The 16,403-nt window shown below is 46.8% G+C and carries 14 protein-coding genes; 2 read left to right on the forward strand and 12 right to left on the reverse strand.

The annotated features are described in order from the left end of the window. Positions 1 to 8: 8 nt before the first annotated feature. The 4 genes from NST44_RS22260 to NST44_RS22275 all read right to left on the reverse strand — a co-directional run bounded on the left by NST44_RS22260 (position 9) and on the right by NST44_RS22275 (position 3,977). Entirely contained in the window at positions 9 to 1,175 is a 1,167-nt protein-coding gene (locus NST44_RS22260) for an MFS transporter (RefSeq protein WP_210094923.1), read from the reverse strand. A gap of 71 nt (positions 1,176 to 1,246) precedes the next feature. Beyond that, complete coding sequence (locus tag NST44_RS22265; protein WP_210094922.1) at positions 1,247 to 1,828, reverse strand: TetR/AcrR family transcriptional regulator; 582 nt, start codon at positions 1,826 to 1,828, stop codon at positions 1,247 to 1,249. A 164-nt stretch (positions 1,829 to 1,992) separates the two neighbouring features. After that, positions 1,993 to 2,694, reverse strand: coding sequence for a DUF421 domain-containing protein (locus NST44_RS22270; RefSeq protein WP_144878555.1), 702 nt, complete (start codon positions 2,692 to 2,694; stop codon positions 1,993 to 1,995). Between the two features lie 314 nt (positions 2,695 to 3,008). Beyond that, a complete protein-coding gene (locus NST44_RS22275) occupies positions 3,009 to 3,977 on the reverse strand; it encodes a copper amine oxidase N-terminal domain-containing protein (protein ID WP_210094921.1) in 969 nt (322 codons plus the stop codon). A 188-nt stretch (positions 3,978 to 4,165) separates the two neighbouring features. On the opposite strand from NST44_RS22275, the gene NST44_RS22280 reads away from it, so the two are divergent. Both NST44_RS22280 and NST44_RS22285 read left to right on the forward strand, forming a co-directional pair. Continuing rightward, positions 4,166 to 4,624 (forward strand): hypothetical protein, encoded by a 459-nt coding sequence (locus tag NST44_RS22280; protein WP_144878533.1) that lies wholly within the window; start codon positions 4,166 to 4,168, stop codon positions 4,622 to 4,624. 32 nt (positions 4,625 to 4,656) lie between these two features. Beyond that, the gene (locus tag NST44_RS22285; RefSeq protein ID WP_210094920.1) at positions 4,657 to 6,039 is read left to right on the forward strand and encodes an SMI1/KNR4 family protein; all 1,383 of its coding nucleotides are present in this window, start codon (positions 4,657 to 4,659) and stop codon (positions 6,037 to 6,039) included. 192 nt (positions 6,040 to 6,231) lie between these two features. On the opposite strand, the gene NST44_RS22290 is transcribed toward NST44_RS22285, so the two are convergent. From NST44_RS22290 to NST44_RS22325, 8 genes are all read right to left on the reverse strand, one after another. Continuing rightward, on the reverse strand, positions 6,232 to 7,836 hold the full coding sequence (locus tag NST44_RS22290; protein WP_210094919.1) for a response regulator: 1,605 nt from the start codon (positions 7,834 to 7,836) through the stop codon (positions 6,232 to 6,234). 16 nt (positions 7,837 to 7,852) lie between these two features. Beyond that, complete coding sequence (locus tag NST44_RS22295) at positions 7,853 to 9,601, reverse strand: sensor histidine kinase (protein WP_210094918.1); 1,749 nt, start codon at positions 9,599 to 9,601, stop codon at positions 7,853 to 7,855. Positions 9,602 to 9,761: 160 nt separating this feature from the next. Beyond that, on the reverse strand, positions 9,762 to 11,066 hold the full coding sequence (locus tag NST44_RS22300) for an ABC transporter substrate-binding protein (protein WP_244869098.1): 1,305 nt from the start codon (positions 11,064 to 11,066) through the stop codon (positions 9,762 to 9,764). Between the two features lie 303 nt (positions 11,067 to 11,369). Continuing rightward, a complete protein-coding gene (locus tag NST44_RS22305) occupies positions 11,370 to 12,269 on the reverse strand; it encodes a carbohydrate ABC transporter permease (RefSeq protein ID WP_210094916.1) in 900 nt (299 codons plus the stop codon). A gap of 19 nt (positions 12,270 to 12,288) precedes the next feature. Further along, on the reverse strand, positions 12,289 to 13,215 hold the full coding sequence (locus NST44_RS22310; protein ID WP_210094915.1) for an ABC transporter permease: 927 nt from the start codon (positions 13,213 to 13,215) through the stop codon (positions 12,289 to 12,291). A gap of 196 nt (positions 13,216 to 13,411) precedes the next feature. Further along, positions 13,412 to 14,068, reverse strand: coding sequence for a phosphatase PAP2 family protein (locus tag NST44_RS22315; protein WP_210094914.1), 657 nt, complete (start codon positions 14,066 to 14,068; stop codon positions 13,412 to 13,414). A gap of 390 nt (positions 14,069 to 14,458) precedes the next feature. Next, the gene (locus tag NST44_RS22320; RefSeq protein ID WP_210094913.1) at positions 14,459 to 15,424 is read right to left on the reverse strand and encodes an ABC transporter ATP-binding protein; all 966 of its coding nucleotides are present in this window, start codon (positions 15,422 to 15,424) and stop codon (positions 14,459 to 14,461) included. Continuing rightward, the gene (locus tag NST44_RS22325; RefSeq protein ID WP_210094912.1) at positions 15,421 to 16,401 is read right to left on the reverse strand and encodes an ABC transporter ATP-binding protein; all 981 of its coding nucleotides are present in this window, start codon (positions 16,399 to 16,401) and stop codon (positions 15,421 to 15,423) included. The genes NST44_RS22320 and NST44_RS22325 overlap by 4 nt, the downstream gene beginning before the upstream one ends. Positions 16,402 to 16,403 lie beyond the last annotated feature (2 nt).

Below are 16,403 nucleotides of genomic sequence, written 5' to 3' on the forward strand. Positions count from 1 at the left end.
TTCTTGTGTCAGCCGCGTGTCGTTTTGGGTTGTTTCTTTATAGCAAAAGAGTATAAGACCGAACCAACACCGAGCATGATACTCATCGCACCGTAGAATCCTAGATCCATTACGGAGGTTTGTTGGACGATCCACCCTCCTGTAGCGGCACCGACAGCCATTCCGAGTTGGAAAATGGAGTTATTCATCCCTAACGCCAGCCCGGATGATTCAGGCGAAAGCGAAATCAAATAGTACTGTTGTACAGGCGTCGTCATGGTGGCAAAACCGATCCAGATCGCGAGGATCATTATTGCCCCGATGAATGTTGTCGCTGCCCATGGAAAAACGATCAGCGCCGCTGCGTGAAACAACAAACTCACCATCAGCATCCGGAATATACCCCAGCGATCGGACCCAAAGCCTCCTATTCTTGAGCCTGCTATAGCGAAGATCCCGCTTACAAATAACGCGGCACTAATCCGGGTCGCATCAAGATTTGCGGTTTCCTGGAGAAAGGGTGTGATATACGTAAACATCATCTGATAACCGGTAACCCAGAACAAAGTAATGAGCAGCCCGCTTACAATGCGTCGATTTCTCAGTACCCCAAGCTGCTGCTTCAAGGATAAAGACTCCTGATGCTTTGATATCGGCACGGTATAAGCAATGCCAATTACGGAGAGCAATCCCAGCATGATAATAAAAACAAAGACAAAGCGCCATCCCCAATGCCCACCGATCAGTGTTCCCAAAGGAACGCCGACAGCTAATGCCGTACCTGCTCCCATAAGAATAGTACCGATGGCTGTTCCCTGCCGGCCGGGTGCCGCAAGATTGGATCCCATCGTCAGGGCTACGACCGTAAACACGCTCGCACTTGCCGCTTGGACAATACGAGCGATCACAAGGATCGAAAAATCAGGACTTAAGTACCCGATGCCGTTGCCAATGATAAATGTTAGGAACGATAAAATAAGGAGCCGTTTTCTTTCAATCCTTGCCGTAATTGCCATCAAGACCGGAGAGCCGATAGCAATAACCAATGCATAAACCGTCACCAACTGACCTGCCATCCCAACCGACACCTTCAAATCTTCGGATATCATCGCTAAGATACCGGAAACCACGATTTCGGCTGTTGCCATGATAAAGACGCCGAATGCCAGCCAATAAATGCCTAGTGAATTTCTCAAAAGGATCACCTCATGCTCTATTTTTCTTGAATGATCATTAAAATAAACTCAAAAAAAAGAGAGGTTCGCTTTCAATCAAAAATCGAAAGCGTCACCCGGATAATATCTTCAAGAACAGCCGGATCCGAAACCGTTTTTGCGGTAACGATCAGCCCGGCTTGCGCATTGTTTAAATATCGCGCCAGAGCCCTCAAATCTTGGTATCGGTCGCCAAGATCGCCTTGTTCCTTGGCGCGGCTTAATGCGAGGAGATAGGCGTCTTCCACGCGATGGCTTTCTTTCTCAACAAAGTCTGCGATTTCGGCATCATGCGACGCTAGTTCTACGCAAGTGTTCACCATGAAACAGCCCTTCGCTCGATGATCGGGCTGTGAAAGGCTGGATAATAAATCATGAAATACCTTGATGATGGCTTGCTTTCCGGATGGAGTCTGTTCGAGCGTGGCAACAACCGTGCTCCGATTCACATAAAGCTTGAGGGCCGATAAATATAAATCCCGTTTCCCTCCAAACGTGTTGTATAGGCTTTGGGCCTTGATTCCAACATGCTGAACCAGCTCATTGATGGAGGATCCATCAAAACCATGTCTCCAAAAATACTCCATCGCTTTGGTCAATACTTCCGTCGTATCAAATTCTTTATGGCGTGCCAACGTGAGTCCTCCCTTTCTTTTTGCTGTATATTACCATTTATTTAATGAGTGTTCAAGAATTATTTTTAATGATTGTTAAAAAATAACTGGAGTCATTGAATTAACCTATAAAAAAGAGAGCCCCTATCATGGCTCTCTTCCATTAATAATATACACCTGCTTCTTTAACCTTTTGCTCTTGAAAACACCCGTACGGTCTCGTTCTCAACGATCGCTAACGACACCTCCTGAATATTCGAAATGGGCGCGATTTGTGTAAGCAGCCAACCGGTATCCTTTCCGATTTCCTGAAGAAGGGACATATCGACCTTGCCGTCTACAATGATCGGTCTTAGGATCGTGAACGGCTGCGTCTCTAGTTTCAGGTTAGCCGGTGTCACCGGTTGGTAGGGGGTGTCCATAAAGACGGATATGGTTCCTCCTGGCTCCCATAATGCCAGCGCTACTTTTTGGACATCCTCTACTTTTTCTTTCCTAAGCTCGGAGAATAAATAATCTATAGAGATCCTTGCTTTCGATAAGTTTTCAAACTGAATGAGGCCTTGTTTGATGAGCGTGATTGGCGACGGATCCAAATACCGTTTAAAGAACGGCCACTTCAGCCCGAGCCATGTCGTTGCGATATATAGCACAATGAGGACGATCGTCGTGATCATGGACCCTTTTAAACCCAACTCCTCATCGGACAGCGGGTGAGCGATAATATTGCCGAGCGTTAGAGCAAGAATGAAATCGAGAAACCTTAATTGAGAAATGGAGCGTTGGCCTAGAAATTTGGCAGCAATCAGCAAAAAAATAAAGCTGACAATTCCCCTTAAGATCCATTCGATGGCTGTCAACGATTCTTTACTTTCGAAAAAATCCACCCCATTCAGCCCTTTCACCTTTGGTCCAGTTAAGGATGATCCCTTTAATACCCGTCCGCTGAAGCGCTTCTCCATCATCTCATAAATCGAGTGTGCAATTTGAGACGGTTTAATAATCGACATGTGTTTCCTTCGCTGCATTAGATAAGTAAGTTGCCTATAGAGTGCCTCCTTTTATCAAAATCATGCCAATTTATAAGTTTTTATCCATAAACAAAAAAAACCGCTGACCTCCCAAGGTCAACGGCTTCGCTTTCTTTACACTTCCAATGAACATCCACCCTCAGCAAAATAGAGGGGCCATGTTACTTAGGTTATTGTCCCTCTTCATAGACAACAACCGTTTTACTTTCGGATTCCCATTTTACGGTGGCATTCAATGCCTCGCTTATAAAACGTACCGGCACATAGGTGCTGCCCTTTGTCACGGTGGCTGGCGCATCCAAGGTCACGTTTTTACCATTTACCTTTGCAGCTTTACTGCCCACCAGAAGTTGAATAATTACCCCATCCTTTGTGACGATGATCGTGCGATCTTGAGGATCCCATGCAACTTCGGCATCCAGTGCCTCAGCGATGGCGCGGAAAGGAACGAAGGTATTGCCTTTTTTGACAAAAGGCTCGGTGTCAGCAGCAACGCCGTTAACATATAGCTTGACTCCATTCTTTTTACCAGCCTTGTCATTGAGCTTTCCTAAAGTTTTATACAGGTCCAGGTTTTTAAAATTCACTTTAATCGCTTCTTCCTGTACATACACAGCGTCGGTTACATTACCGTTCTTATCGAGCATATCCGCCGCCTTCTCCAGCGCGTCGTCCTTTTCAACTATAGCTTCAAGTTCTTTCTTCTGTTCGTCGGTCAGCTCAGCCTCATATTCTGAAAGCAAAATATTGGCCAGAACAGTACCAGCCGGCTTATCTTTTACGTTTTGAATAGCATTGAGCAGACCTTTGTATCCTTTATGGCCCTTCTCCTTGGGCTCCGACTTATCGGCTGTACTGCTGTCCCCATTTTCCGTTTCCGTGGATGCCGGCTCCTGATCAGGCTTTTCCTCTTGCTTAACCGGATCAGAAGACTGGATACCCCCGTCTTGATTCGCTTCGATTTGTTTATCCTTATCTTTATTTTTATCTTTAGATTCTTTGGTTTCTTTGGATTCGTTAGCTTTGACATCATGACTTGAATGGCCAGGCGGCGTGTTTCCCGGTTTGGCTAATGCTGTACCAGCGGTGGTCCCGAGTATCATTGCCGCACTGAATAGTAAGATGACTGTTTTCTTCATGATCGATTCCTCCTGAAATATGAAAGATATGTACTCTTTCAATATCGGTAGAATGAATATCTTTCAATAGATAGGCGCCGAATAAAAGTGAGTGGATTGGATATATTTGCACAAATGGCATAAAGTACATTAATCTTATACTTATCGTAGCCAAGCGAGTCTATCATTCACAACGATTGGAGCAGCGTATGATTATTATGCTTTTAATGGCGGGAGGTATCGTGAACGGCGTTCTATGTACTATAGCTGGTGGGGTGGTATTGGTAGGTCTTGTATTCTTCCTGATCGGTTTGCCTGAAGCCAAATCTTCGAAAACAAGCGGCGGCGTATTTAGATTTACGTCAACCGTCTTTTCGACATTACTCACCTTGATTGTGTTTATGGTCATTACATATTGGAACGCCCGGAACGGTGCATCGCTTGCCTTTACCTCTTCAGATCAGGCTGATGCCTACTTGAATCAAGCCAAGAATCTAGTAATTTGGGGTGCTGTTCAAGGTGCATTCTCGCTTCTTGCTTTCCTCTGGATCCTGCCGCGATTCATTGGGCACCTTGGGCTTGGTACAAAGCATAAATGGGGACTGGCGGCAGGAGCAGTGTTGACGATCGCTGGCGGAGGCGCTGCATGGCTCTCGACGATTTTTTAATGAAAAAATATGATTATATTATGGAGGCTGGAATGGAACAAACCCTTACGGAGCAATTGAACCAATGGCATGATGAAGACGAACATCAGCAAATCGTGGATGTGCTGTTAACCGTTCCCGAGGAGGAACGGGACTACGAGGCCGTCAGTCGACTGGCCAGAGCGTATAACAACCTGGGACAATATGAAGATGCACTCCGCCAATTCGATAAAATTGCTGATGCGGGGCAGCACGACCCGCTGTGGCATTATCGGGTAGGTTACGCTCTCTATCATTTGAAAAGATATAAAGAAGCTGCTCAGGCATTAGCTACCTCTGATCAACTGGAGCCCGGCGATGAGCACACCGAATTATTGCTAAGCTGGAGTTTGCAAAAAGCGGAGAAGCAGGACAGAGAAGAGCGCCGAATCGCTGCCAAAAGAAAAGCCTTGGCGTCCCGCGGGTCGGTGCCGGAGGCTCCCCCGTGTGACAACATGCCGTTAGCTGATTTTTGGGACGACAGCGAGTATGCAAGAGATTCCTACCAATCCGCCCCGCCGACGGATGAGCTGATCGCCTCCATCGAGGAAGAGCTTGGATACAAGCTCCCCTCCGCTTATATTGCGCTGATGAAGCAGCAAAACGGAGGGGTTCCGAAGAACACCTGCTTCCCGACCGAGGAGCCCACTTCTTGGGCGGAAGACCATATTGCCATTACGGGGATCATGGGAATTGGCCGTGAGAAAAGCTATTCGATTGGCGGTGATCTCGGCAGTCGGTTTATGATCGAGGAATGGGGCTACCCAGACATTGGCGTAGTGATCTGCGATTGTCCTTCTGCCGGGCATGATGTCGTGATGCTCGACTACCGGGCATGCGGAAGAGATGGTGAACCCGAGGTGATCCATGTCGATCAGGAAGATGATTATGAGATTACGTTCCTGGCTGAAAACTTCGAGGCGTTCATCCGGGGGCTCGTAAGCGAGGAGGAATATGATACCTCGGAGGAGGACAAGGAAGCGGATTTGTACAAGGTCGCCCACGGGAAATTCTCGCCTTTGCTTGAGGAGCTTTGCGCTCAAGTCACGGAAGTGGAGCATATTAATGAAAAGATCCGCAGCATCTGTACCCGTATTGTTGAAGAGAAAGGTCACTTTTCATTTCATGCGGATGAATTATCTTATCTGATGTATGACGTGCAGTTTTGGCTATACGTGAAGTCTTACCCGGATACGAATCGAGATCAATATTTGGCGAACTATAGTCAAATGATTGCATTTGGCGGGGAATTCGGCCAAGGCGGCTATGCTCCTGGATGGATTACCGAATGGCTGGACCACCGCATGAATGAAGGGCTGATCATCCAAGCGAATGGACGCCTCCGGTTTATGGATACGTTTGCTTCGGATCTCGTTAAGCAGCTACGTGAATTCTAAATAGCTCATTCAAACATGGCATCATGACCAGAGCCCACGTTCGACGTGGGCTCTTCTTCGGTTTAGCCCTGCACGGGTCTTTTTTTCTACTTTACAATCTGTCGAGCTAGTCTCCCTTGACGAAGTTCAGCATGATGCTCCCCTACCGACTCCCTAATGGTAAGCCGATAGGCTAAAGGAGCTGCTCTCTACTTATAGAACATTAGGATTGGACTGAAGTCTGAACTCTTGAGGGGAGACATGGTACACTTTTCTAAACATTTTGGAAAAATGCGAAAAATTATGATATCCAAACGTTTTGGCTACATCCGAAATTGGGATGGATGAGGTCGCGATCAAGTCTTTGGCCTGTGACATCCGGACATGCAGCATGTAGTCCGATATCGATTCCCCGACCTCGCGTTTGAATAAGCGCGATAGGTAAGCGGGATTGAGATGCACGAAACCGGCAAGCTGCTCTCTTGTAATCGGCTCGCTTAAATGCTCTTGTATATAAGATTGTACTCGTTCAATCACAGACGGTTTCAAATGTAACTGATCATGAATGATCTGAACCGTTTGAAGCGCAGAAGCTTCCAATTGTTCAAGGTTGCGGGGCTGCGTGTACAGAAGCATTCCTTCCTCATCCTTAAACAGCTCAAAGGCAGATCGTCCGTTCTTATGGAGAATATAATGGACCATTTGCATAAATTCTCGCCGAAAGCCTTCAAGCTCCATTAGCGATAGATTAGGTTTATCGCTTAACTCTGCGATTCTACCGCGTATCTCTCGCCGGATCTCCTCCAACTGCCCATGCTCCATGAGAAGGGTCCAGGTCGATATTCGCGGGATCATGGTCTTCATTGAATGGCTGCCTAATGAAGCGAGCATATACACTTGGTTGGATTTGTTCAGATTGTTGTACTCCATCTCCAGCAGCTGCCTATACGTATCCGCAATTTCATACAGTGAGGAGCGATTCCCGATATAACAGGAAATTTTACAACCGAAATAGTTATAACAGTCTTGAATGAACTTCTCACATCGCAATTTCAGCTCATGGGCAGTATCTTCCTTCGTTCCACCCTCTCCAACAAGAAGCACAACATTTACCCCTTGCTTGGTCTGAATGACCTCTCCATTGCCGGCGGACAGCAGCATTTCGGATGCTCCTTTGCGGATGGCGTATTCCATCATCTCCTCATCCCTTGTGCTGAACTCACGCTGCCAGGATTCCACGCTCACCAGCACAGGGAGAATGACGGCATCCTGAAGTCCACTGAGATCATGCTCTTCAAGAACATCCGCAGCATTCGCTGGAGTACAGACGATTCTGCCCGAGAACACATCGTTCCAGAACTTATCCGTAATGAGACTTTTTTTCTTCCGCCACAGCTCATAATAAGGTTTATAGTGCTCTCTCATATGACGGAGCTCTCTTTCCTCTTTTATAGCATGCAGCGCTTTGGCAATGGTTGTTTGAAGAACATCGAATTCGATCGGTTTTAATAAATAATCAAAGCCATCCAGCTGAATCGCTCGCTTCATGAAATCATAAGCCGAGTGAGCCGTCAGGAAAATGGTCTCCGTATCGGGAGAAATATCATTCACCCGCTCCAGCAGCTCAATTCCTGTCCCTTTGGGCATTTCAATATCACAGATCATAATATCAATCCGCGTACGTTCAAATACCTGCAATGCGTCTCGCATATTATATGCCTCATACACTTCGGACACCTGCAGTTCCTGCCAATGGATGCCGCTCTTGATCCCCATCACCGCATAGATCTCATCATCTACAATAAGTGCCGTATACATTGCGACTCCCCCCATATCAATATGACGAAAACTGCTCTACCGTTCGGAAAGGAATGACAATCCGTACCCTTGCTCCGGAATCCGGCATATTATCGAACTCCAGTCGAGTCATTTGTCCAAAAATATGTTTAAGCCGATATTGCACATTGGTAATCCCTAGATGCTCTCCATTCTGATTCTCTAGGTAACTGCCCGACTGCAATTGCTGCAGCACTTCCCGAGAGAAGCCATTCCCGTTGTCTGAAATTACAATTTCCAATTGATGTTCCTCAAGCAAAGTAATACGGATGTCAATATGAAATGGATAATCCATGAAATCAAAGCCGTGTTTGATCGCATTTTCAATAAAAGGCTGAATTAAGAGCGGCGGAATTGCCGCTTGATTTGCACCCTCGGCAATATGTATTTCATAGCTGACTCGCGCCGGAAACCGGAGCTGCTGTATTTTAATATAGCTCTCCATATGCTCCATTTCTTCCGCGATGGTTACGGCGATTTGATTCGTTTTCGTTGTAAAACGGAAATACTTCACGAGATTCATGCACATGAGCTGGATCACGCTGTAATTTTTGATTTCAGCCAGATTGTAAACGATATTAATGGAATTCAGTAAGAAATGAGGGTTGATCTGAAGTTGCAAATGCTTGAGCTCTGCCTTATGCGCTTTGATCTGCTCTTCATATACGCTGATCTTCAGCTCATGAATCTGGGAGGCCATGCTGTTAAAAGTTTCATTAATGATGGTGAATTCCTTTGCTTTAGAAGAATGAAGCCGTGTAGTCCAATCCCCATGCTTGATCCTGCGCATTCCGCGTACAAGATCGTTCATAGGCTTCAGAATCGTCTCATTGAGATAAACCAAATAAATCACCAGAATAATTAACGCCACGATGGATATGATGATAATCCCTCTCCGGAAGTGAAATAGATTTTTCAGCATCTGCGATTCCGGAATGAAGGCGCTTAAAATGACATCGGTGCCCTGAATTTGATCCATGACCACGATGTATTTTCGATCATCCTTCCCCACCATTTGATACACTTGATTGGATTCGGAGGCGAGGGCAGTGTCCAGACGCTGCGTTCCAATAGCTGATGTGTTGGTTACCATTTCACCCCGCTTATTCACGAATCCGGCAAAGCCAGCTTCCAGATGGATCATATCCAGCGGTATCATCAAATTCTCCAGCTTTACGAATGCACCGAGATAAAAATCATCTCCCGTATCGACCAGTCTGATCAGCGCGTATTTATGCCGGCTATACTCAATGGCTTTCCATTCCCCGAAATAGCTGCTGTCCGGCTTTACTTGCTTAACCAGCTGTTCAATGGTTGTTTGGATGGACAGCAGCTCGTCATAGGACGAGGTCCTGATCGGCGTATAGAATAGATCCTGCTTCTGAACGGAGTAGATAAACTGAAGATCGACGCTGTTGTCGAACCGGTGGTATCGCGTAAGTGTGTTCAAAATTCTGGCCTTGGCAAGAAAGTACTCGTCAGGATCATCGAGAAGCTGCGAGAGTGCCGCAATATTAGGATCTTCAACCGCGATATTGTACAAGAAATTCGTTTCCTTGTTCAGAGCTGCCTCGATCTGATGCGAATAAAGGATCATCGAATTTTTATTGGAGTCCGCCACCTGTTCTCGAATCGTATTGGACGCGTAATGATTATTGTAGAGGAGGAGGGCGACAAGAGGTACGGCAATGGTGAAGAATCCGATGATCAACTTAAAACGAAGCGAGTCTCTAATGTTCAACATCATATACTACTCCTGCTCTATAAAAGGTTAGCAGAATGAGCTGCGTGATTCGACAAGTTCATTCTACACTTTGAGTATATTGATATACTGGTAAAAAAGGAATCCCATAAAGGACACACATCGATCGTCCCGGTCTGGAATCCCCCTTTTTCCTTAATCCCTATTACTTCTGAGTCTCAGCCCACTCAGCCAGTTGCCTTTCCACTTCGGCTTTCACTTTATCAAAGCCCGCGGACTTCCGTTTTTCTTTCCATTTGGCAATAATCTTCTCAGGATCAACGGCTCCCGATTTCAGCGTAGCCCCGAACTCTTTCTCGACATTCGCTAAGGATGCCATCTCTGATTTAACCGGCTCTTGATTAAAAGCAAACCCGAGCGCAATCGAATGCTCCGTACGTTCATTAAACTTCTTGAACTCTTCCCATTTATTCGGATCTTCATTTACCCATAAATAAGAATTGAACTGGTTCCCGAACATCCAGCCTCCCGGATTTGGGTAGCCTTGCGTGTCCGCATTCACACCCTCAGGATAATCAATCACATTATCGGATTTCTTGACATAATGTTTACCTTCGATACCCCAGTACAGCATATTGAGCAGCTTCGGATCACTGTATAGCAGATTCAAGAACATCATCGCTCTTGCCGGATCCTTAGAAGTACGCGATATTCCGAGCATCGCGCCCTGCGCGTCTCCTGTCGTTGTAAACGGCTCCGCCGTCTCTACCTGCACAACCTCTACACCCGATGATATGCTCATTTCCTTGTCTTTCCCTGGCTTTAAGGATTGGGCAACCGCAAAGGCTTTGCCTGCCTTGATCATATTCATCCCTTGGTCAGCGTCTGATGTAAGAATATCCTTATCAAACCAGCCGTTCTGATTCCACTGATGCATTCGTTTGTAGAAGTCGATGAATTTTGGGTCTTCCAGGGTATCAACGGCTTTCAATTCTTTACTTCCCCGTGGTACCGCGAGATTGGCCACGATGTAATCGTAATTGGCTGCATCCCAAATATTTGTGAATTTGCTTGAAACGATTGGAGTCACACCAGGCTCATTGTCCTTAATCGTCTTGAACATCGCTTCCATATCTTCCAGCGTCTTGACGCCACTAATATCGAACTTGTATTTATCTACCAGCTTCTTGTCTAGAAGGAACCCGAACCCCTGCCCGAATTCTTTCTTGGTGGGAAGTGCGTACAGCTTGCCTCCGATTCTGGATCCCTTGATAAATTCCTCGCCGAGGATGCCCGGAATATCTTTGCCATATTGGGCCATCAAATCATCGAGTTCCAGATACTGCCCTTTAGCAACATCCTTCGCATACGAGAACCAGCTGGCTGTGAACATCAGATCAAACGGTTCATTGGAGATTTTCATCAAATTGGTTTTATCATCCCATGAAGCCCACTCAATGGGTTTGAGCTCAATCGTAGCATTGATCTTTTCGGTCAGATATTTGCTCATTTCTTCCTGAACAAGCAGTAAATCTTTAGGAGCCGTTGCCGGGTAAACAAGCGTTATTTTATAAGGGCTAAGCGAGGAATCCGAATTATTTCCTGTTTGATCCGCTGGAGTCGGTGTGGTACCGGCAGCTCCCTTACTACAACCTGTTAATGCCAGTATTCCGCAAAGCATGAATATAAGCACTAGGTAATGCGCCTTTTTCATATCCCTGAATTCTCCTCTCAACATTTATCTTCTCTCAAAGAGCGTTATTAAAGTGCGAATCGCCTGCCCCACCTCCTCAATTGAACAGTGGTTTTAAAGCTAACCTTTCACGGCACCGGTTGTAATTCCGCTTATGTAATACTTCTGGAAGAACGGGTAGGCAAACATCAATGGAGCAATCCCAACAATGGCGAGGGCCATGCGGACCGTTTCTCTAGGCATGGTGGCGAGCAGTTCCCCGACCTGGGCCGAGCTATTGGATTTCATCAGAAGATACTGAATATTCGTGAGTGTCTTTGTCATCAGGTACTGGATGTTATACAACTCGGGTTTATCGATGAACAGCATACAGTTGTACCAGTCGTTCCAGTAAGCTAACGTGTTGAATAGGCCAATCGTCGCCATAATCGGCAAAGAAAGCGGAACAACGATTTTAAAGAAGATCTTCATTTCGCTTGCGCCGTCAATCGTCGCGGATTCAACCACGGATTCCGGAATGGACGAGGCGAAGAAGCTGCGCATAAGCAGTACATTGAAGGCACTTAACAGCAAGTTGGGAATGATCATGGCCATAATCGTATTTTTCAAATCAAACATGTTCACATAAGTGATATACCAAGGCACCATTCCTCCGCCGAACAGCATGGTGAAGAAAATATAAAACGAAAGGGTGCGGCGAAACGGAAGCTCGGGTCTGGATAACGGATAAGCGAACAGGGCTGTTATAAAGAGGCTTACGACAGTACCGACCAGGGTGGACAAGATCGTAACCCCATAAGCTTTCGCGATTTCCGAAAAATCGTTGAATAAAAATTGATAGGCTGCAAAGCTGATCTGACTTGGAAACAGCGAGTATCCGTTCTGCAGGATGGAATCCTCACTCGAAATGGACACCATAAAGACAAGAATGAACGGAATTAATGATACAAATGTAAATGCCAAAAAAAACAGGTGAATCGAGGATGCGCCGATCCATTTTTTTGCGCTCACTTCCTTCACTACATTGACCTCCCCTCTGTTAAAATAAAGCGTCTCGTTTATTAATCCGTCTTACGGCTGTATTCGCTACTAATATCAGTACAAAACAAACAACGGACTGATAGAATCCAGCTGCAGTTGACATGCCTATATCCCCCGATTGAATCATCGCACGATAGACAAAAGTATCAATGGTGTTCGTTGTCGGGATCAGAGCGCCAGTATTCATTGGAACCTGATAGAACAATCCGAAATCCGACCGCAGAATGCCGCTAACCGCAAGCAGGGTCATGGTGATGATAACAGGCAAAATTAGCGGGATGGTAATCCGGGACATCTGCTTCCACTTGCTTGCTCCGTCGATCGTGGCGGCTTCATAATATTCTTTGTCTATACCAATAATCGCAGCGAAGTAAATGATGGATAGATATCCTACGTTCTTCCATGCATTGACGATGACCAGTATGTATGGCCAATACTTGGGCTCACCATACCAAGAAACCGCCTCGGAACCAAACCAATTGATCAATAATCTGTTCACAAGGCCGCTATCTACATTTAGAAAGCTGTAGACCAGATAGGCAACCACGACCATAGAGATAATGTGCGGCAGCAGAAATGTGCTTTGATAGAATCGGCTGATCGCTCTATTCTTAATCTCATTAATCAGCAGCGCAACCAGAACCGCTAAGACCAGATTCAGCACAATAAAGACGAAATTGTAAAGGAAGGTATTCCTGGTAATGATGTAAGCATCCTGTGAGTTGAACAAAAATTTAAAATTATCAAATCCGGCCCATGCACTTCCCCAAATGCCATCGACATAATTGTAGTTCTTAAATGCTAGAATCACGCCGTACATCGGGATATAGTTGTTGATGAATAAATAGACGATCCCTGGCAACGTCATCAGCAGCAGCCATTTATACTTCTTCAAACTCTTCATAAAATGAGACGTGTCTCTCATGTTCCAACCCCTTTGTCACGACATGTAAACCTTTACATCCCCATTTTATAGCCATTTGATTTTGCCGGGCCACTATCTTCATGACTTTATGATGCAACGTTGGTGACTTTATCGTAAGGATCAAAAAGAAAGACGACTGCTTCGTGCAGTCGCCTGAGACTTACATTTACCATTTGATATATCTAGAAATAATTTATTAATCAGCCGTTAAATTTTGACGAACGACTTCTCCCTTGAACTTCGATTGCTGACCCAACGATAGCTTGCCTACCCCATACCATAGCAGCTCGACCACCGCGATGGCACCGGCGATGTCCAGAAGGACATGCTGCTTCACGAACAGGGTCGAAGCAATGATCATCCAGGCACATACTTTCACCGCTGTCCGTTCCCAATTAGGATAGGATGCACAAGCCATTGCACCCTTGATCATTAAATAACTGGTCAACACATGAATGCTGGGAAAGCAATTATAAGGATTATCGGTGCTGTACACCAGGTTCACTAAGCCTTCGAAAATCCCAGTCCCCATGGCGGTCGGACGCTCAACCGTCGTCTGGAACAGATAAAATATGATATAGCAAGCAACCAAACCGAGACACTGGGTTAGCAGCGTCCGGTAATATACACTACGCTCCCTGATACAGAGCATAAACAGAACGATGATGATGAATGGGTACCATATCAGATAAGGGATGATAAACATCGGCACAAACGGAATTTGGGCATCCAGATCCGTCATCAGGCTGTAAACCGGCAGATGCGCCTGGTTTAGTACAGCGTAAAAGATGTTCAGTACCGGAATGACCAGAATCCATAACATCGGGAGATAGGCTTTCACTTTCGAATTCACATGCTCCCTCCATTCTTCCGAGACACATCATTCTGATCCATGTATATGAAGCGGCAGCCTCTCGACATGACTCGTTGGTTTTTGATTTTTTTAGCCTTAAAACATTGAAAATCCATTCCTTGCACTCCTTATTTTCACAGTGAAGTTCATATTCTATCATGACGGACCGGATGTACAAAGTAAAAAACTGGTTAACGATGGAATCAAGCAGGAAGGTTACACGCAAAAAAACCGCGATGTTTCGCGGTTTTTTTGAATGAGCGCAAGCGAAAGGAGCATGCCCGTTCGTTGTTTCATTGGCTTTATCATTTCTTCGTGCTTCTATCGTCCGAAGCATTTATTCGTTTAACCATTAGTCAAAACAGAGATTGCCCGCAATCACCCCCCGTGTTACACCAAATGGCAGGCAACATAGTGATCGTCGCCGACAAGACGGAATTCGGGCACTAGCTCTTTGCACTGGGCTGTGGCAAGCGGACAGCGGGTATGAAACTTACAGCCTGAAGGCGGATTGGCCGGACTCGGAATATCGCCCTTGAGAACAATTCTCTCCCGCTTCAGTCTCGGCACCGGCACAGGAATTGCCGAGAGCAGCGCTTTCGTGTAGGGATGGAGCGGCCGGCTAAACAGTTCGTCCCGTGAAGCCATTTCCATCATCGAGCCGAGGTACATAACCCCAATCCGGTTGCACAAATGCTCGACTACGCTTAAGTCATGGGAAATGAACAAATAGGTCAATCCCCGGGTATGCTGAAGCTTCTGGAACAAATTAATGATTTGGGCTTGAATGGAGACATCGAGCGCCGAGACCGGCTCATCGGCAATAATAAAATCGGGGTTCAGCACCAGAGCCCGGGCGATGCCGAGCCGCTGCCGCTGTCCGCCGGAAAACTCATGGGGAAACCGGCTGTAATGATAGGAGGAAAGACCGCACGCCTCGAGCACATCGAGCACAACGTCGCGAAGCTCATCCTTCTCCGCCAAACCATGCTCCAGCAAGGATTCGCCAATGGCATCGCCAATACGGATGCGAGGGTTGAGCGAGCTGTACGGATCCTGGAATATCAGCTGCATCTTGGGTCTAAGCTTGCGGACCTCCGTTTTGGGCAGCCCGTGAAAGGGGATTCCCTTAAAAAGCACGTCCCCGCTCGTTTTCTCATGCAGCCGCAAAATGGTCCGTCCAACGGTGCTCTTGCCGCTCCCGGATTCGCCGACAAGACCGAAGGTCTCTCCCGGCTGGATCGTGAAGCTGATATCGTCCACGGCTTTAACGTAGCCGACCGTCCGGTTTAACAGCCCCGCGTTGATCGGAAAGTACTTTTTCAAACGGCGCACCTCAAGCAATGCTTCGCTCACGCTTCCGCCTCCTCTTCATACAGCCAACAGGCTGCTAAATGACCGGCTGCCACTTCGCTTAGCTTCGGCTGCCGGATTCGGCAGATCGGGATGCAGGATTCGCACCGATCATGGAAATAGCACGATTCCGTCAATTCAAGCGGACTCGGGACCTGCCCTGGTATCGAATACAGCTGTTCTGCTCGTTGACCGATGATCGGCTTTGATTTTAGCAGTCCCCGGGTATATGGATGCTTCGGCCGCTCGAACAGCTCCTCGACATCCCCTTCCTCAACGATCTTCCCGGCATACATGACAATCACATAGTCCGCCATCTCCGCCACCACGCCGAGGTCGTGCGTGATCAGCATGATCGACATATTGGATTGCTCCTTGCTTTGACGGAGCGTTTCAAGAACTTGAGCCTGGATCGTTACGTCCAGCGCCGTTGTCGGCTCGTCGGCAATCAGCAGCTTAGGGCCGCAGGAGATTGCGATCGCGATCATGATCCGCTGCAGCATGCCTCCCGACAATTGATGCGGGTATGAAGCCGCAATTTGTTCAGCCCTCGAAATGCCGACTAACTCAATCAGTTCCAGCGCCCGGGCATAAGCTTGCTTCTTGTTCAGCTTTTGATGAAGCATGAGCGGCTCCATAATTTGCCTGCCGATGGTGATGACCGGATTAAGGGAGGACATCGGTTCCTGAAAAATAATGGAGATGTCGTTGCCGCGGATGCGCCGCATCTCTTCTTTGCTGATCTTCAAGAGATCCTTGTCTCCGAACCGGATTTGACCGCCAACGACTTTCCCGTGAGGTTCATCCACCAACCCCATGATCGACATCGCCGTGATGCTCTTTCCGCAGCCGGATTCCCCCACGATGCATACCGTTTCCCCTTCACGGATGCGGAAGCTAATATCGTCAACCGCCTTGACCGTTCCTGCGCCGGATTCAAAATAAGTGCTTAAGTTATTAATCTCGATTAATGAATTCATCT

It is taken from the genome of Paenibacillus sp. FSL W8-0919 (assembly GCF_038003785.1).
Lineage (GTDB): Bacteria > Bacillota > Bacilli > Paenibacillales > Paenibacillaceae > Paenibacillus_AQ > Paenibacillus_AQ lactis.